Here is a 16,862-nt window from a genome sequence, read left to right as displayed (position 1 = left end):
CGTTAGTATGCCGTGAACCTAGCAGACTGCCGCCGCCTAATGGAACAGGAATCCCGTTAATGACCGCCGAGCCCTCCTCGCCCGAGCCTTCCTCGCCCGGGACCGTCCGCCCCGGCGGCCGGACCGCCCGGGTCCGCGCCGCCGTCCTGCGGGCCACCGAGGACGCCCTGGTCGAACACGGCTTCAGCGGCCTCGACCTCGGCGACATCGCCCAGCGGGCCGAGGTCGGCCGCACCACCGTCTACCGCCGCTGGCGCGGCACCACCGCCCTGGTCGCCGACCTGCTCGCGGACATGGCCGAACAGTCCCTGCCGCGCACCCGCAGCGGCTCCCTCACCGAGGACCTGCGCGCCAACGCCCGGCTCGTCCGGCGCACCCTCGCCGACCCCCGCCAGGGCGCGCTGTTCCGCGCGGTCATCGTCGCGGCGAACTGCGACGAGGACGCCGCGGAGGCCCTGCGGCACTTCTACCGGCGCCGGGTGGAGGAGTGGGCGCCGTGCGTCACCGAGGCCGTCGAACGCGGCGAACTCCCGCCGGACACCGACGCGCCGGAGGTCGTGCGGGCCGTCTCGGCTCCGCTCTACTACCGGATGCTGACCACCGCCGAACCGCTGGACGAGGCCGCCGCCGACCGTGCCGCAGCCGCCGCCGAGGCCGCCGCCCGCGCCGGGGCGTACCGGCGGGCCGACGGCTGAGCGCGCGAACGGCCGCACGACGCAAGCGCGTCGTGCGGCCGTCGAATGCGGTGCATGCAGTGCGTGCCGTGGACGCGAATCATGCGGTGCATGCGGTTCATACGGTGGATGTGGTCACGAGATCAGTCCTCGTCGAGGTCCTCGTACTCCTCCCGGAGGCTCTCCACCACGTCGCTCCAGAGCTCGGAATCCTCCGGACCCTGGCCCAACTCCTCCAGCAGCGCGACGAATTCGTCCAGCGCGCTCTTCGCCTCGCCGTTGCGGATCCGGCCGTCGAAGCGGGCCAGCAGTGCCAGCGCGCCGATCAGCCCCGGCAGGGAGCCGGCCGCCTCGCCGCGGTGGCCGCTCGCGTGGTCCCAGCCGTTCGGGTCGTAGATCTGCACGGTGCCGGATTCCGCGTCGACCATCATGTGCAGTTCGCCGAACGTCCCGACGCAGTACCCCCAGGTGCTCGGCGGGGTGTCGTCGTCCGGCGTGCGGTTGCCGAACAGCTCGTCGAGGTCCGCCTCCCACATCCCGCGCTCGGGCAGGCCGGTCGCGTCGTAGTCGACGAGGTCGACCTCGACGGCCGGCAGACCCACCCCGGCGAGGAACTCACGGGTCCCGCGGTCCTTCAGGCGCTCGGGCAGCGTCTCGGGCCGCCACAGCGCGCCCGGACCGAAGCAGGACTCCAGCCAGGCCGCGGTGGGGGTAAGGGCCGCGGCGAGCAGCTCGGCATCAGGCGTGGTCATCGGTGCGTCTCCCCCGGTCGGAACGGTGTGCCGACGCCATTCAAACGCACCGCTCCGACAACGGGGGCCGCCGGGGTGCCACCCTGACGGCTCGCCCGGCGGCTCAGAAGAGGCCGTCGTCCTCGTAGTAGTTGTTGACGACGACCTCCGGGCCGTCGTCGAACGCCTCGCTCAGCAGGGCGCCACCGACCAGGCCCGCCGCGCCCGCGCCGATCAGCGCGCCGGTGCCGAAGCGGCGTCCGCCTCCCTGGCCCTGCTGGCCCTGCGGCCCCTGCTGGACGGGCGCCTGCGGGTACCCCTGCTGCTGGACGGGCTGCGGGTACCCCTGCTGCGGGGTGTAGAACGGCGGGACGGTGGTCTGCACCCGCTGGGCGCAGGCGACGCAGGTCTCGATCTGGCGCGGCACGCCCCACTGCGGCGACCACAGCACCGCCGTCGTGCCGGCACCGTGCGAGGGGTCGAAGAAACACGTCACGGGGGAACTCCCTGGTACTGGCGGGGTCTGCGGAACGGGGGGCGCTGCGACGGGAACCGCCGGCGGCAGCGGGGCCGGCGGCACGGCCGGCTTCACCGGGGCAGGGGCGGGCGGGGCTGCCGGAGCGGGCTGCAGGACGTCCACGCCGAAGTCGGCGGCGATGCCCGCGAGCCCCGCGGCGTACCCCTGACCGACGGCCCGGAACTTCCAGTCCGCGCCGTGCCGGTAGAGCTCGCCGAACACCATCGCCGTCTCGCTGCCCGCCTCCGGCGCCACGTCGTAGCGGGCCACCTCGGCGCCGCCGTCGGGGTCGGTGATCCGGACGTACGCGCCGCGGACCTGCCCGAAGCTCTGGCGCCGCTGCGCCGCGTCGTAGATCGCCACCGCGAAGACGATCTTCTCGACGGCGGCGGGGACCTCTGCCAGCCGGACCTCGATCTGCTCACGGTCGGCCCCGCCGCCGGAGCCCCCCTGGTGGCGGACCGAGCCGTCCGGGCTCCGCAGGTTGTTGAAGAACACGAAGTTCTGGTCCGAGCCGACCTTTCCGTCCGCCCCGCACAGCAGCGCACTGGCGTCCAGGTCGTACCCGCCCGCGGCCGTCCAGCCGAGGCCGACCCGGACCACCCTCAGCCCGGGGGCCTGCTTGCCCAGGGAGACGTTGCCGCCCTTCGTCAGGGCCACACTCATGGGACTTCCTCCACGACCGTACGAAGTTCCGCTGTTCGACTACGACAACGCTGTAGAACTCGCACCGGTTCCCGGCCCCGCCGTCAGGATCGCGTCAGTGCCGCGCCCGGACGGGGGCCGGACCGAACCCGGCCCGGCCCCCGTCCCGCACCGACCACGGATCAGTACCGGACGGGGAGTTCCAGCAGGCCACGGGCCCGCAGGGTGGGGCGGTGGCGCAGCTGCCCGACCGGCACGTCGAGGGCGAGGCCGGGGAAGCGGCGCAGCAGCGCGGTCAGCGCGACGGCGGTCTCCATCCGGGCCAGCGGCGCGCCGAGGCAGTAGTGGATGCCGTGACCGAGGGCGAGGTGGCCGGTCTCGCGGCGGCGCAGGTCGAGCCGGTCGGGGTCGGCGAACTGCCCGGGGTCGCGGTTCGCGGAGCCGAGGGCGAGCAGGACGGTCTCCCCCGCCGGGACGGTGACGCCGCCGATGCCGACGTCCTCGCGCGCGAAGCGGCGGATGGCCAGCGGGGCGGGGCCGTCGTAGCGGGCGAACTCCTCGACGGCGCCGTCGATCAGCTCCGGCTCGGCGCGCAGGGCCGCGAGCTGCTCGGGGTGGGTGAGCAGGGCGAGGACGGCGTTGGCGATGAGGTGGACGGTGTTCTCGTAGCCGGCGAAGAGGATGAGGAAGGCGAGCGAGGTCAGCTCGTCCTCGCTGAGCCGGTCGTTCCCGGCCGCTGCCCGACCACCTTCCCGCCCCTCGCCGACCTGCCCCTCGCGCACGGCCTCGTCCCGCACCGACTCGTCCCGCACCGCGATCAGGTCGGAGAGCAGGTCGTCGCCGGGTCGGGCGCGCTTGCGCTCGATCAGTGCGGTGAAGAATCCGAGCATCGCCTTGACGGCGGCGCGGGTCGCCTCGGGCCGCTCGGGGTCGGGGGTGATCAGGCTGTCGGTCCAGGCCCGGAAGTCGTGCCGGTCGTCATCCGGGACGCCGAGGAGGTCGCAGATGACGGTGATCGGCAGCGGTGCGGCGTACGCGGCGAGCAGGTCGGCGCGACCGGCCGGGGCCATGGCGTCCAGCAGTTGTTCGGCGACCTTCTCGATCGGGGCGCGCAGGGCGGCGATCCGGCGCGGGCCGAAGGCCTGGGCGACCAGGCGGCGGATCCGGGTGTGGTCCGGCGGGTCCATGGTGAGCAGGTTGGCGTCCAGCGCGGGCGGCAGCGCGAAGCCTCGGTAGTTGCCGGGTGCGGCGTGCGCCTTGTCGAGGGCGAGCCGCGGGTCGGCGAGGGCCTGGCGCACGTCCGGGTAGCGGGTCACCAGCCAGACGGGCAGGCCGTCGGGGCCGACGACCCGGTGGACGGGAGCGTCGGCGCGCAGCCGGGTGTAGCTGCCGTACGGATCGGCGATCAGGGTCGCGAGGGTGAGGTCGGGCGCTGTCACCCGCCCAGCCTACGGGCCGTGCGGCGGCGCCCTGGCGGGGCGTCAGGTCCGGACCTATTGTCAGGTGACATGACACTTCTCCGCCGTACCGCCGGACTGGCCGCCGCCCTCACCGGAACGCTCGCCGCCCTGCTCGCCCCGGCCGCCGCCCACGCCGAAGCGGGCGGCTGCCGCACCGTCACCACGGCGGCGCCCGACGCCGAGCAGGCCCGCCTCCAGGACGCCCGCACGGCCGCCTTCACCGAGCGGTCCGGCCTGCGCGACCTGCTCCGGGGGTTCCCGGCCGCCCTGTGCTCCGCCCGCACCGCCCACCGGGCGGAGCAGGTGGTGGACGCCTGGGGCCGGGCGCTCTGGCAGGCCGGCGTGGACCGCGCCCAGGGCCGGCGGCCGAGCGGCGAACTGCCCGCCCGCGACGACCGCCCGCTGTACTGGACCCGGCTCGCCATGACCGTGCGGCTGGCGGACTGGCAGCCCGGGTTCACCGTCGACCGCGCCGGGCTGCGGGCCCGCTTCGAGGACGCCTCGCGCGGCCTGGGCGACCGCTTCGCCGCCGCGCCCGGCGTGCGCCGGATCTTCGTCAGCGGCTTCGACCCGTACGGCCTGGACAGCGAGCCGCGCCGCGCCAACCCCTCCGGCGCGGCCGTCCTGCAGCTGAACGGACGGCGGATCACCCTCGCCGACGGCAGCACCGCCGAGGTGCGGGCCGTCGTCCTGCCGGTCCGCTACCGCGACTTCGACGAGGGCATCGTGGAACGCGCCTTCGGCCCGCACCTGGTGCCCGGCCCGCAGGCCGCCGACCTGATCACCAGCATCAGCCAGGGCTACCCCGGCACGTTCACCCTGGAGGCCTGGGCCGGGCGCGCCCGCTCCGCCGACCCGGCCACCGACAACGTCGCCGCCCTCTCCGGCGGGACGACCCGGCACCCGGTCGACGCCCCCGGTCTGGCCGCCGGGCCCCAGTTCATCCGCACCACCCTGCCCACCGACGCCATGACGGCGGTCCAGCAGCCCTACCCGGTGCTGCTCAACACCCCCGTCACCGAGATCCCCGCCGGCGCCACCGACCCCGTCGTCCGCACCGACGGCCCCACCCCCGGCTCCCGCGCGGTCGCCGGCGGCGGGGGTGGCTACCTCTCCAACGAGGTCGCCTACCGCTCCAACCGCCTGCGCCTCGACCTCGCCCCCGGTCTCCCCGGCGGCCACCTCCACACCCCGGTCCTCACCGGCCTCCCGGCGGACCGGAACCGGCTCACCGCACCGGAGTTCGAGCAGAACGAGGCCGCGATCGCCGATCAGGTCCGCGCCGTCCTGAGCAGCGCCCGCCTCTGACCCTCAGCGGACGGCTCCGCCCCTCAGCGGGCGACTCCGTCCCGCAGCGGACGGCCCGGCCCCGCAGCCGACGGCCCGGCCCGCCGCCCGGCGGCCCGAGGAGGAGGCGGCCCGGGGGCGTGCGGGCCGGCCAGGAGGCGGCCGGCGGCGCGCCCCCGCTCCACTCCCGCCCGCTCACGCCGGGCCGGCGAAGTGCGTCCCCGCGGCCCGGGCGCGCGAGGCGGCGATCTCCGCGTGGGCGGCCTCGCGGTCCGCCCAGTGCGAGCCCTCGACGGACTTGCCGCGTTCCAGGTCCTTGTAGACCCGGAAGAAGTGGGTGATCTCCAGCAGGTCGAACTCGGGCAGGTCGCCGATGTCCTGCAGGGAGGTGTAGCGCGGGTCACGGGCCGGGACGCAGAGCACCTTCTGGTCGGGGCCGCGCTCGTCGCGCATCACCCACATGCCCACCGTCCGGCAGGTCAGCACGCAGCCGGGGACGGCCGGTTCGCCGCCGAGCACCAGGGCGTCCAGCGGCTCGCCGTCGCCGCCGAGGGTGCCTTCGACGTACCCGTAGTCCGCGGGGTAGCGGGTGGCGGTGAACAGGGTGCGGTCGAGGCGGATCCGGCCCGCCGCGAAGTCCATCACGTACTTGTTCCGCGACCCCTGCGGGATCTCGATCATCACCTCGAACTCCACCGCGGCCTCCTCCTCGGCTCCTCGGGAGAGCGCACGGACTCCCGGAGAGAGTGTCGGCAGTTCGGGCACCCCCCGAAACCGCCTCCGCCGTTCGGCGGAGTCCACTAGCATCCGGGCCATGGGGAGCTGGCGGGTCACGGTCACGGACCACCGACGCAGGAGCGGCGGACGGCCGCAGGGACGCCCGGAGGGCCCGCTGGCCCGACGGGACGGGCTGGAGGTGCACGGCCGCGACGGCGAACTCAGCTGCGTCGAGGCCGCCGGCCGGGTCCGCTGGCGCCGGCCCTGCCCGGGCCGGCCGAACGCGGCCCACCTCTCCGCCGACCGGGTGCTGGTCACCACCGACTCCTTCGACTACACCGCCTGGGGCCACCTCGGCCCGGCCCTGCTGCTCGACCTCGCCGACGGCACCCCGGTCGCCGAACTCCGCGGCGAACGCGCGGCGGCCCTCGGCGGCGGCCGCTTCGCCCTCGGGCTGGAGGGCTACGACGCCTTCGACACCTGGGCGTACGACCGGGACGGCACCCTGGTCGACTCCTGGCGCAGCTACGGCCACTACGTCGTCGGCAGCGGCCTGCGGGTGGTGGAGACGGACCGCCGCCGCCCGACCGCGAGCCGGGTGGTGCGGCTGCTGCCCGGCGGGCGGATCGAACGCGGCCCGCTGCTCGCCGACCCGCAGGCCCCGGAGCCGCTGGTGCTGCCCGACGGCACCCTCCTGGTCCTCGACGCCGGGACCCTGCGGGCCGTCGGGCGCGACCTGGACGACGCCGTCCTCGCCGAACTGCACCCGCTGGCCCCCGACCGGCAGCACCGCTTCACCGGCTCGCTGCACCGCACCGGCGACCGCCTCGACGTGAGCCTGGTCGAACGCCACCCGACCCGGATGGGCGCGTACACCACCCACGCCTGGCGGCTCGAACTGCACCCGCCGCACCGGGGCCGGGCGGACGTCCCACCGCACCGGGGCCGGGCGGACGCCCCGCCGGCCCAGGTATCGATTGCGCAGCGGAACTGACGGGCCGACAATACTTCGCCCACGATTCCCCTACGGTGACGCCTGCAACAATCGTCACCTGCAAGAGGGGGCACTCCATGTCCCGGAGCCGGAAACTCCACCGCCTCAGCAACCCCGACGCCGACGAACGCCGCGCCCAGCGCGTGCTGTTCCGCCACCTCCGCGACGACACCAACGCCAACCGCGGCCGGATGGCCAAGCGGGTGCGCGAACTCCAGCTCCTCGTGGCGATGGACCCGGTCGAGTTCGAGCAGCTCGTCGCCCGGCTGATGGAGTCGATGGGCCTGAAGGTCGAGCTGACCGCCCGGTCCCGGGACGGCGGGGTGGACGTCCGCGGCGTCGACACCGACCCGTTCCGCGGCGGCAACGTGATCGTGCAGGTCAAGCGGTACCGCGACACGGTGCCGCCCTCGGCCGTGCGGGACCTCTACGGGACGCTGCGCCACGACGAGGCCGCGACGAAGGCCGTCCTCGTCACGACCAGCCGGTTCGGCCCCAGCTCGCACCAGTTCGTCACCGGCAAGGCCGTCACCCTGATCAACGGCTCCGAGCTGGTCGGCCTGCTCAAGCACCACGGCTTCCACGAGGTGTTCGCGGCCGCCCAGGAGGAGTCCTCCGTCGAGGCGGCCGGCCTGGACGGGCTGCCCGCGATCGAGATCGCCGCGGAACCCGCCCGGCTGCTCCTGCACTGGACCGGGGAGGAGGAGTACGACATCGCCGCCCTGGTCTGCCGGGGGAACGTCGCGGTCTCCGACGACCACCTGGTGTTCTACAACAACGGCTCCACCCCCGACGGCTCGGTCCGGCTGGTGACCGGCTACGAGGACGCCAACGCCTGCCTGATGGTCGACTTCGACGCGCTGCCGGCCGACGTCGACCGGCTCGTCGTCATCGCCGCCGCTCTCAGCCCACGACCGGCAGTTCCAGCACCGATCCGCGGTCCCCGCCCCACCCGATCCGGTAGCTCGCCCGCCCGTCGGCCGGGAGCAGCTGGAAGGAGTCCGGGTTGGCGGCGGCCACGGTGAGCCGGATCCGTTCGCCGGCCCGGAACAGCACCGAGACCGGCTGGAGGTCGATGGTGACGCGCTGCGCCTCGCCCTGCGGGAAGTCCTCGGCGTCGTTCGCCGCGTAGGTGCGCGGCGTGCGCAGCCGGCGCCAGTCGGGATTGTCGCCTCTGTCAGCCACCGCCCGGTCCTGCAGGGCGAGTTGACCCTCCGTCAGATACCTGACACGGCCGTCCGGGGCGACGTCCTCCAGGTACACGTGCAGGGCGCCCCGGGCCGATCCGGTCAGGCCGGTCACGTCGAGGGTGACCTTTCCGTTCCCGGTGACCCGGGTGTCGGCGGTCAGCGGCGCGGTGGTGTAGCCGAGCAGCTTGGCGTCGACGGCGGCGCGGTCGGGGTAACTGACCTCGTCGCCGCTGAGGTTGGTGTTCCAGCGGTCCAGTGGGCCGGTGCCGGCGGTCGGGTCGAGGCGCAGCAGGTCGGCGCCGGTGCGGCGGTCGTCCGGCCGGCGGCCGAGCGTGTTGCCGGCCCCGGGGTAGAACGCCTGGGTCCGGGTGCCGGGCACCGGCCAGCGGGTGGTGGTACGCCAGAGGCCCTCGTTGAAGGTGTAGTAGTGCACCTGCCGGGTGCCGTCGGGGCGGGCGTCGCCCCGGACGTAGCGGTCGAAGAAGTCGGAGGTGCGCCCGTCGAGCACGGCGTGTTCCGGCTCGGTGAGCGGGCGGGCCGGCTGGAACGGGTCGGCGAGCCAGCCGGCGCCGTGGTTCCAGGGGCCGATCCAGTCGTCCTGGGTGTCGGCGAGGCCGGTGAACTGGGACAGCACGCCGTTCGCGGTGCCCGCGTCGAGCCAGCCGGCCCTGGTCAGGATCGGCACCCCGCCCGTCTCGACGGCGTCGGTCCGTTCGCCGACGCTGCCGACCGTCCAGCTCTTCGGTCCGTCCCGGTAGTCGCGGAAGACGCCGGAGTCCGCCATCTCGACCAGGTTGGCGTTGTCCGCGTGCTCGGCGCGGGCGGCGGCGAGCAGGGCCGGTCCGTCCGGGCCGTCGACCGGGCGGGGCTGGAGGCCGGTGAGGCCGGTGTGCGCGCAGAGCTCCCGGGTCCGTTCGTCGGTGTCGCAGGTGGTGCCGCCGGCCTGGTCGAGGATGCGCAGCAGCAGCGCGTACGGGGCGAGCCGGGGCTCGATGAGCGCGCCGCCGGGGCGCACCAGGTCCTCGTACGGGTCGAAGTCGTAGGAGATCGGGGCGGCGGCGGTGATGTGGTGGTTGCCGAGTGCGGTGGCGAGCATCGCGGTGTCGCCGCTGTAGGAGATGCCCGTGGTACCGACCCGGCCGTTGGACCAGGGCTGGGCGGCGATCCAGTCGCTGAGCGGTCCGCTGTCGGCGACGGCGGCGGCGCCCAGTTCCGAGGTGAGGGTGCCGAAGGAGGCGCCGGTGCCGCGCAGGTCGGCGCTGACGTAGGCGTAGCCGCGGGCGGTCCACAGCCCGGACTCGCCGTCGGCGCCGCCGGGTTCGCCGGGTTCGCCCGCCCGCACCCGGGCCCGCCAGTAGCGCTGGGTGACCAGGACGGTGGGCAGGTTCGCGCCGGCCCGGGTGCCTTCGGGCAGATGGACGTCGACGGCGAGGCGGACCCCGTCGGGCATGGTCACGTAGCGCGACTGCAGGGACGGTTGAACGGCTCCCGTGGCGGGCCGGGCCGGCGCGGCGGCCGCCGGGACGACCATGAGCCCCAGCACCGCCCCGGCCGCGGCCAGCACCGCCAGCGGGCGGCGCGGCAGCGGGCGCCTCATCGGACGGTCGCCTTCCAGGGGCCTTCCGCCGGGCATGCCTCGCCGTCCGTCCCGGGCCAGGGCGGCATGGTGACGGCGGTGATGCGCAGCGGCCCGGCGGAGTCCTCGTCCGCCCGGAACTGGAACGCGGTGCCGAGCGGTACCGACACGGCGGTGCCGGGAGCGAGCCGTACGGTCTCCTCCCGGCCGCCCTGGCGGCGCCAGAGTTCACCGCTGCCCGCGGTGACCTGCCACAGCTCCTGGACGGTGGCGTGCGAAACGGCACGGGTCACCTGTCCGGGAGCGAGCGCGAACACCGCAAGGCTCCCCCGCCCTTCCAGGACCAGCAGCGGGTACACCTCGGCGCCGTCCGGGGCGGTGACCGCGGGGGTGTCCCCGGGGTCCGCGGTACCGAAGGGCGGGTGCTGTTCGTGAGTGCTCATCCGACGACCTGGCCTCTCTCGTGCGACCGAGTAGCGTGGGTCTCGTCCCCCACCGCCGATGGGACCACGGCCGCCGGGGCGCCCGCCAGAGCGGGCTACCCGGAGACGACCCCGAGATGACCCCGGCCCTCCCCGAAGTCCCGGACGGCTTCGGTGACGATCGCCTCCAGCCGGGCGTGGTGGGCGCCGCGCCAGTAGGCCTGCCCGCACTCGGTGCACTGGGCGAAGGCGTCGTAGGAACGTTCGGTGCCGTCCCGCAGCTGCTCGCGGACCGAGGTCTTGGTGGCCGCGCGCAGGGTGCCGTTGCAGGTGGTGCAGCGGCTCCAGGGGGCGAGCGGCGGGGCGAAGCGGGAGAGCACGTCGCGCAGCTGCTCGGCGGGGCGGTGGCTGTAGACGTAGGCGCCGGCCCAGAGTTCGCGGCGGCGCAGCAGGCCGCGGTCACGCGAGAGCATGATGCGCTGCTCGGCGGCGGATCGGGCGGCCAGCGCGGCGTCGCCGATGTCGGGGTTCTCGTAGGCGGCGTCCACGCCCAGCAGGCGCAGTCGGCGGGCGAGGGTGCCGAGGTGGACGTCGAGCAGGAAGCGGGGCGCCGTCGCCGAGGGCTGCGGCCTGGTCACGGCCCGGACGGCGATGTGCTCGCCGTCGGCCGGGACGTGCGCGTCGGGGACGGCCCGGCCGTCCGCCAGCAGGGCGCCGACCTCGGTGAGCGGGACGCCCAGGGACTCGACGACGTGACCGAGGGTGGAGACACCGTCGGTGCGCAGCTCGGTGCGGCCCGCCCGGCGGGGCGCGGAGACGAAGAGGTGCAGCTCAGGGGCGAAGTCGAGCCAGATCTGGGGTCGGTCCACGCGGCCAGCATGCCAGCGCGCGGCAGGTGGGGGCCACCGGTTTCCGGCTTCCCCCGCCGGTTGTCCCGTCCCGGACGCCCGCGCAGCGCCCACCGCACCCGCGTGCTCTCCCGCTGCACGCGCCCCGCGCGCCCGTGCACCCGCGCGCCCGTGCACCCGCGCGCCCGTGCACCTGCGCGCCCATCACACCGTGCACCCGCTCACACCGCGCGCCCGCGCATCCACCCGCCACCCACCCGCCGTCCGGCGCCGCTACGCGCCCTCCGCCGCGGCGCCCGTCACGACCGGCGGCGCCGGTGACACCGCGTGACCGCGGTCCCGCTCCGCCCACCGGGCGACCGGCCCCATCGCGTAGCCCGCCGCGAGGAACACCCCGCCCAGGACCAGCCAGCCCGCGAGGCCGCCGTCCAGCAGCAGCGCGGTGAGCAGCAGCGGCCCGAGGGTGCGGGCCACGGCGACGCCGGTTCCGAAGAAGCCCTGGTACTGGCCGATCCGCTCCGGCGGGGCGAGGTCGAAGCCGATCTGCCAGGAGCCGGCCGACTGCCGCATCTCGCCGGCCACCTGCAGCACGGACGCCGCGACCAGCAGCGCGCCGACCGCCCAGACCGGCACGTCGAGCGCGGACAGTCCGAAGACCGCGCAGCAGCCGAGCAGCAGCACCCCGGCCGAACGGACCGCCCGCGCGGCCGAGTCCAGCCCGGTGACGTCCCGTGCCGCCCGGACCTGGAACACCAGCACCGCCAGGGTGTTGAGCACGAACAGCGCCGAGCCGAGCCAGCCGATCCCGGGGGCGCGCTGGGCGATCCAGAGCGGGATGATCAGGCTGAGCAGCGGCATGCGCAGCAGTAGTACCGCGTTGACCAGGGTGACGGCGGCGTACCGCCGGTCGCGCAGCACCGCCAGGCGCGGTCCGGTGCCGGACTCCTTCGGGCCGGGCGGGACTTCGGGCAGCCGGCCGAGGACGAGCGCGCCGATCAGCAGGCCGATCGTGGTGACGACGAAGGCGCCCAGGTAGGCGGTCCGGGTGCCGACGCTCAGCGCGATGCCGCCGACCGCCGCGCCGACGGCCAGGCCCCCGTTGAGGGTGGACTGCAGGTGGGCGAGCAGTCCGGTCCGCTCCCCGGCCGGCACCAGGCCGGCGACCAGCGCCTGCCGCGCCGCGGTCAGCCCGGACTGGGCCGTCGCGTAGAGGCAGACCGCGACCAGGAACAGCGGGTAGGAACGGATCGTCAGGAAGGCGGCGGCCACGGCCGCGGCCGCGAGCCCGAGCGCCACCGCGGTGCGGCGCGGGCCGCGCCGGTCGGCGAGGTGGCCGAGCGGGACGCCCGCGACGGAGCCGAGCGCCCAGCCGACGGCGAGGCCGAGACCGAGGGCGGTCGGTGACATGCCGACGACGCGGGTGAAGTAGAGCGCGGAGCAGGTGTAGTACGCACCGTCGCCCACCGCGCTCGCCAACTGGGCTGCGGCCAGGGTCCGCTGGGGGCCGGCGGGCGGCAGCAGGCTGCCCCGCCGGGCGGCTCGGTCGGTCGGCACGCCTCTCCTTCGGTGGTGACGGACCGTCACCGTTCGCCCGACGGGGGGCCTTCCACCCACGGACGGGCGACAGCACCGCGACGACGAGCGGCGCACGGGCCGGACGTTCACAACCGTCGGCGACGGTTCGCCACCCACCCTAGGCAGAAACCGGCCCAGCCGACAGGTCCAGTGATCAAGGAATTTCCTGGGCCACTTCCGTCGGCCGCCGCACCGCCGACCGAGCGCTGAACCCTCGTGCGACACCGAGCCGTTGGGGTCTCCGCGCGCTTCGGGAGGGCCTCGCCCCGACCTTCCCCGCGCCACCGAAGCGCCGTCCGTACCCGCTCCGAATCCGCTCTCCCCGAACGCTGCAAAACCGCGATCGGCCAAGCCTGGGGCCAACTTTGACCGTGTTGACCCGTCAGTAGCGCCCTTTTATGCTCGACGGCGTTCGCGATCCGGCACCGGGGCCGGGGCCGCCGTGCCCGCCCGATCCGGCGCCGTCTCCGGCTCGAAGGGCTCCTCCCATCAGCACCTCCGCCGCGCCCTCGGACCCCACCGGACACCCGGAGCCCACCGGACACCCGCGCGCCCCCACCCTCCCCGGCTCCACCGACCGCCCGTCCACCGCCACCCGCCCGGGCACCGCCGAGCGCCGCGACGCGACAGCGGCCGCCGGGGCCGGCGCGACCCGCCGCCGCCGCTTCCTCACCTACCTGCTGGCCGCGCCCACCCTCACCGTCGGAGCCCGTCTCGGCCTCGACGCCGCCGACCCCGCCACCGCACGGGCCGCCGCCCCGGGCCCCGGGCAGGCCGCCGCGCAGGCCGTCCACGCCGCCGCAGCCGCCCGGGACGCCGCGTCCCCGCGGCTGGTCGGCCTGCCCGGAATCCCGGACGTCGTCGACCTCGGCGACGCCATGATCCTCGCCGGACTGCCCACCTCGCACCTGCTGGTCCTGGAAGTCACCCCCGCCGGGCGGGCCGTGCTGCACCTGCCCCGGTTGGAGGTCGGTCAGGGCCTGACCACCGCGATCGCGATGCTGGTCGCCGAGGAGCTCGACGCCCGGCTCGGCGACGTCGACGTGCCGCTCTCCGACGGCCGCCCCGAACTGCTCTTCAACCAGCTGACCGGAGGATCCAACTCCATCCGCTCGCTGTACGACCCGGTGCGCGGCGCCGCCGCCGCCGCCCGCGCCCGGCTGGTGACCGCCGCCGCCAGGCGCTGGAACGTTCCCGCGCCCACCCTGCGCACCGCCGACTCCGCCGTCCTCGCCCCCGACGGCCGACGGCTCGGCTACGGCGAACTCGCCGCCGCCGCGGCCGCGATCGCCGCGCCCGCCGTCCCCGCCCTCCCCAAGGCGGCGGACCGGCTGCGGCTGGTCGGCCGGCCGACCGGCCGGATCGACGCCCGCGACATCGTCACCGGCCGCGCCCGGTACACCGGGGACCTGTCCGTGCCCGGCGCCGTCCCCACCGTGGTCGCCCGCCCCACCACCGTCAACGGCACCCTCAAGTCCCTGGACGCCTCCGCCGCCCGCGCCATGCCCGGGGTGCTCGGCGTGGTGCAGGTCCCGAGCGGCGTCGCCGTCCTCGCCGAGACCTTCGACCAGGCGCTCAAGGCCCGCGACGCCCTGCGCACCACCTGGAACCCGGGCCCGGTCGCGGGCCTGTCCGACGCCGACGTCAGGGAACGGCTGCGTGCCGCCCACGCGCCGTTCCTCCCGCCGCCGCCGCTCGCCCAGCACCTGGACGCCGAGTTCGACTTCGCCTTCGTCAACCACGCCCCGATGGAGGTGCTCACCGCCATCGCCGACGTCCGGGCGAACCGGGCCGAGCTGTGGTTCGCCGCGCAGAGCCCGATCGTCGCCCAGCAGACCATCGCGGCCGAACTCGGCCTGCCGCAGAACGCCGTCACCGTCCACGTGGTGCGCGGCGGCGGCTCGTTCGGCCGACGGCTGTTCTTCGACGCCGCCCTGGAGGCCGCCCGGATCTCCAAGGCCGCGGGCCGCCCGGTCAAGCTGATGTGGACCCGCAACGACGACATGCGCCACGGCCGGATGCGCCCGGCCGGCCACCACCGGATCCGGGCCGTCTACGGCCTCGACCGCGTGCTCGCCTGGGAGCACCGCGCCGCCAGTGTGCGCACCGACTTCGGCCACGGCCTCGGCGAGGCGCTCACCGCCGCCGGCTACGACCTCCCGCTGGCCGGGCTCACCACCTCCGAGGTGTTCTTCCTGCTCACCGAGAAGAACCCGTACGAGGTCGGCGTCCCCGTCCAGCTGCTCGCCGAGGTCCCGTTGGACCTGCCCACCGGCAGCTGGCGCTCGGTGTACTCGGGGACCGTCCGGGTCTGCGACGAGATCGTGATGGACGAACTGGCCCGCCGGATGGGCCAGGACGAGGTCGCCTTCCGCCGGGCCCGGCTGCGCGGCGCCGCCGGCCGGGCCGTCCTGGACACCGTCGCCGCGAAGGGGAACTGGAGGCGCCCGATGCCCCCCGGCCGGGCCCAGGGCGTCGGGTACCACGAGGAGAACGGCGGCGCCGCCGCCTACCTGGTCGAGCTGGACGCCACCGACCGGGCCAACCCCCGGGTGACCAGGGCGGTGGTCGCCGCCGACGTCGGCCGGGTCATCAACCCCCGTGGCCTGGAAGCCCAGTTGACCGGCGCACTGGTCGACGGCATCTCGGTGATCCTGCAGGCCGGCAACCACCTCGACAACGGAGCCTTCCGGGAAGGCAGTTACGGCGACTTCCACTACGCCCGGCAACGGCACACCCCGCCGGTGGTCGAGATCCACCTGATGCCGCCGAGCGGACCGCCGGGCGGCGCGGGCGAGTTGGGCGTCCCGGCCGCCTGCGCCGCGGTCGCCAACGCCTACGCCCGCGCGACCGGCACCAGCCCGCGCTCCTTCCCCATCGACTTCTGAACCCTCCCGGCACCACCACCGGGCCGGCGCCACCACCCGGGCGTCACAGCCACCCGACCATCCAGAGCCGAGGATCCCGACTCCCCATGCCCACCCACACCTTCGTCCTCAACGGGCAGCCCGTCACCGTCGAGGCCCCGGACGACATGCCGATGCTCTGGGTGCTGCGCGACAAGCTCGGCGTCACCGGCCCCAAGTACGGCTGCGGGGTGGGCGTCTGCCGCGCCTGCACCAGCCACCTCGACGGCCGGGAGTTCCAGCCCTGCACCCGGTCCGTCAAGGACTGCGCGGGCCACACCGTCACCACCATCGAGGGCCTCGCCGACGGCGAGAACCTGCACCCCGTCCAGGAGGCCTGGCTCGCCTGCGACGTCGCCCAGTGCGGCTTCTGCCAGCCGGGCCAGATCATGGCGGCGGTCGCCCTGCTGCGCCGCACCCCGAACCCGACGGACGCGGACATCGACGGGATCCAGAACGTCTGCCGCTGCGGGACCTACCCGCGCATCCGCGAGGCGATCAAGCAGGCCGCGGCCCGCCGGCCGCTGTGACCCGGGCAGGCCCCGCCCGGTCCGGGCGGGGCGCGGGCGCCCGGTGGCACCGACCGGTGCGTCCGTGCCGTCGGCGGACCGGGGGCGAACGCGGCCTACGGCACGACCGGCGCCGCCGGGTCGCGGCCGAAGAACGCCGCGAGCCGGTCGTACGGCGGGGCGTCCTCGGGCAGGGCGACGGCCGGACCGAAGGCCTTGTGCTCCTGCTCGGTGCCACGGTACTCGGGCTTGAGCGCACCCTCGGCCCAGGCCAGGGCGGCGAGCGCCACCTCGTGGTCCAGGCCCTCGGTGGACTGACCGCCGGAACGCGCCAAGTCCCATCCGTGGACGGCGAATTCGGCGATCTGCTGGTCGACCGGGAAGCGGGCCGGCAGGGTGCCGACACCGGGCACCTCCAGCGTGCCGCCGAGGTCCCCGGCCGCGCGCCAGGCGTCGACCAGCTGCTCGGCCCCGGCCTCGAAGGCGTGCAGCCAGTCGTCCTCGACCCGCTCGAAGGGCTGCGACCAGTCCGGCTGCCCGCCCCTCGCCCGGACGGTGAACTGCCGCAGGTCGTGGAGGAGGTGGCTGACCAGGTCGCCGACGTCCCAGGAGCGGCAGGGGGTCGGGTGGCCGGCCAGTTCGACGCCGGTACCGTCGATCAGCCCGGCGGTCTGCGCGAGGGCCCGGGCGAGCAGTCCGATCGGGTCTTCCGCTGCGGTCATGGCACACCTCTCGGTCGGGGACACGGGTCGTGCCGGGCGATCGTAAGCGCGAGCGCCGACGACCGTCCGGCACGACACCGCCCCGCGTG

At 75.4% G+C, this 16,862-nt stretch carries 13 protein-coding genes and 2 pseudogenes; 6 read left to right on the top strand and 9 right to left on the bottom strand.

What is annotated here, in order from left to right; all coding sequences use genetic code 11:
- Window positions 1-59 precede the first annotated feature (59 nt).
- Window positions 60-695, top strand: a complete 636-nt coding sequence (locus ACFV04_RS17205) for a TetR/AcrR family transcriptional regulator (protein ID WP_380529838.1) — start codon at window positions 60-62, stop codon at window positions 693-695.
- A gap of 122 nt (window positions 696-817) precedes the next feature.
- Here the strand turns inward: ACFV04_RS17205 and ACFV04_RS17200 are convergent, their stop codons facing one another.
- From ACFV04_RS17200 to ACFV04_RS17190, 3 genes and pseudogenes are all read right to left on the bottom strand, one after another.
- A complete protein-coding gene (locus tag ACFV04_RS17200) occupies window positions 818-1,426 on the bottom strand; it encodes a hypothetical protein (RefSeq protein WP_380346423.1) in 609 nt (202 codons plus the stop codon).
- Between the two features lie 610 nt (window positions 1,427-2,036).
- A pseudogene (locus tag ACFV04_RS17195) lies at window positions 2,037-2,588 on the bottom strand (TerD family protein); the annotation flags it as partial.
- Between the two features lie 161 nt (window positions 2,589-2,749).
- Window positions 2,750-4,006, bottom strand: coding sequence for a cytochrome P450 (locus ACFV04_RS17190; RefSeq protein ID WP_380529836.1), 1,257 nt, complete (start codon window positions 4,004-4,006; stop codon window positions 2,750-2,752).
- A gap of 69 nt (window positions 4,007-4,075) precedes the next feature.
- Between ACFV04_RS17190 and ACFV04_RS17185 the strand changes: the two genes are divergently transcribed.
- The gene (locus ACFV04_RS17185) at window positions 4,076-5,335 is read left to right on the top strand and encodes a pyroglutamyl peptidase (protein WP_380346427.1); all 1,260 of its coding nucleotides are present in this window, start codon (window positions 4,076-4,078) and stop codon (window positions 5,333-5,335) included.
- A 174-nt stretch (window positions 5,336-5,509) separates the two neighbouring features.
- On the opposite strand, the gene ACFV04_RS17180 is transcribed toward ACFV04_RS17185, so the two are convergent.
- Window positions 5,510-6,010: an inorganic diphosphatase gene (locus ACFV04_RS17180; protein WP_380346428.1), complete on the bottom strand. Its 501-nt coding sequence runs from the start codon at window positions 6,008-6,010 to the stop codon at window positions 5,510-5,512.
- A gap of 118 nt (window positions 6,011-6,128) precedes the next feature.
- On the opposite strand from ACFV04_RS17180, the gene ACFV04_RS17175 reads away from it, so the two are divergent.
- Together ACFV04_RS17175 and ACFV04_RS17170 are read left to right on the top strand one after the other, a co-directional pair.
- Window positions 6,129-7,025: a hypothetical protein gene (locus tag ACFV04_RS17175; protein WP_380529834.1), complete on the top strand. Its 897-nt coding sequence runs from the start codon at window positions 6,129-6,131 to the stop codon at window positions 7,023-7,025.
- A gap of 77 nt (window positions 7,026-7,102) precedes the next feature.
- Window positions 7,103-7,912, top strand: a pseudogene (locus ACFV04_RS17170) (restriction endonuclease); the annotation flags it as partial.
- A 16-nt stretch (window positions 7,913-7,928) separates the two neighbouring features.
- Here ACFV04_RS17170 and ACFV04_RS17165 read toward each other — a convergent pair.
- From ACFV04_RS17165 to ACFV04_RS17150, 4 genes are all read right to left on the bottom strand, one after another.
- On the bottom strand, window positions 7,929-9,812 hold the full coding sequence (locus ACFV04_RS17165) for a CocE/NonD family hydrolase (protein ID WP_380529832.1): 1,884 nt from the start codon (window positions 9,810-9,812) through the stop codon (window positions 7,929-7,931).
- Window positions 9,809-10,234: a cupin domain-containing protein gene (locus tag ACFV04_RS17160; protein ID WP_380529830.1), complete on the bottom strand. Its 426-nt coding sequence runs from the start codon at window positions 10,232-10,234 to the stop codon at window positions 9,809-9,811. Before ACFV04_RS17160 ends, ACFV04_RS17165 begins: the two co-directional genes overlap by 4 nt.
- 95 nt (window positions 10,235-10,329) lie before the next feature.
- A complete protein-coding gene (locus ACFV04_RS17155) occupies window positions 10,330-11,082 on the bottom strand; it encodes a Mut7-C RNAse domain-containing protein (RefSeq protein ID WP_360264321.1) in 753 nt (250 codons plus the stop codon).
- A gap of 252 nt (window positions 11,083-11,334) precedes the next feature.
- Window positions 11,335-12,615, bottom strand: coding sequence for an MFS transporter (locus tag ACFV04_RS17150; protein WP_380346437.1), 1,281 nt, complete (start codon window positions 12,613-12,615; stop codon window positions 11,335-11,337).
- A gap of 419 nt (window positions 12,616-13,034) precedes the next feature.
- Between ACFV04_RS17150 and ACFV04_RS17145 the strand changes: the two genes are divergently transcribed.
- A complete protein-coding gene (locus ACFV04_RS17145; RefSeq protein WP_380346439.1) occupies window positions 13,035-15,524 on the top strand; it encodes a molybdopterin cofactor-binding domain-containing protein in 2,490 nt (829 codons plus the stop codon).
- Between the two features lie 86 nt (window positions 15,525-15,610).
- Complete coding sequence (locus ACFV04_RS17140; RefSeq protein ID WP_380529827.1) at window positions 15,611-16,072, top strand: (2Fe-2S)-binding protein; 462 nt, start codon at window positions 15,611-15,613, stop codon at window positions 16,070-16,072.
- A 95-nt stretch (window positions 16,073-16,167) separates the two neighbouring features.
- Here the strand turns inward: ACFV04_RS17140 and ACFV04_RS17135 are convergent, their stop codons facing one another.
- A complete protein-coding gene (locus tag ACFV04_RS17135; RefSeq protein ID WP_380346441.1) occupies window positions 16,168-16,773 on the bottom strand; it encodes a TIGR03086 family metal-binding protein in 606 nt (201 codons plus the stop codon).
- Window positions 16,774-16,862 lie beyond the last annotated feature (89 nt).

The organism is Kitasatospora sp. NPDC059599, assembly GCF_042735125.1.
Classification (GTDB): Bacteria; Actinomycetota; Actinomycetes; order Streptomycetales; family Streptomycetaceae; genus Kitasatospora.
This window is presented reverse-complemented; position numbering and strand designations above follow the sequence as displayed.

Coding starts and splice junctions, on each gene's coding strand:
- ACFV04_RS17135 (WP_380346441.1), bottom strand. CDS start 16,773: ATGACCGCAGCGGAAGACCCGATCGGACTGCTCGCCCGGGCCCTCGCG.
- ACFV04_RS17185 (WP_380346427.1), top strand. CDS start 4,076: ATGACACTTCTCCGCCGTACCGCCGGACTGGCCGCCGCCCTCACCGGA.
- ACFV04_RS17205 (WP_380529838.1), top strand. CDS start 60: ATGACCGCCGAGCCCTCCTCGCCCGAGCCTTCCTCGCCCGGGACCGTC.
- ACFV04_RS17165 (WP_380529832.1), bottom strand. CDS start 9,812: ATGAGGCGCCCGCTGCCGCGCCGCCCGCTGGCGGTGCTGGCCGCGGCC.
- ACFV04_RS17160 (WP_380529830.1), bottom strand. CDS start 10,234: ATGAGCACTCACGAACAGCACCCGCCCTTCGGTACCGCGGACCCCGGG.
- ACFV04_RS17145 (WP_380346439.1), top strand. CDS start 13,035: ATGCTCGACGGCGTTCGCGATCCGGCACCGGGGCCGGGGCCGCCGTGC.
- ACFV04_RS17140 (WP_380529827.1), top strand. CDS start 15,611: ATGCCCACCCACACCTTCGTCCTCAACGGGCAGCCCGTCACCGTCGAG.
- ACFV04_RS17175 (WP_380529834.1), top strand. CDS start 6,129: ATGGGGAGCTGGCGGGTCACGGTCACGGACCACCGACGCAGGAGCGGC.
- ACFV04_RS17200 (WP_380346423.1), bottom strand. CDS start 1,426: ATGACCACGCCTGATGCCGAGCTGCTCGCCGCGGCCCTTACCCCCACC.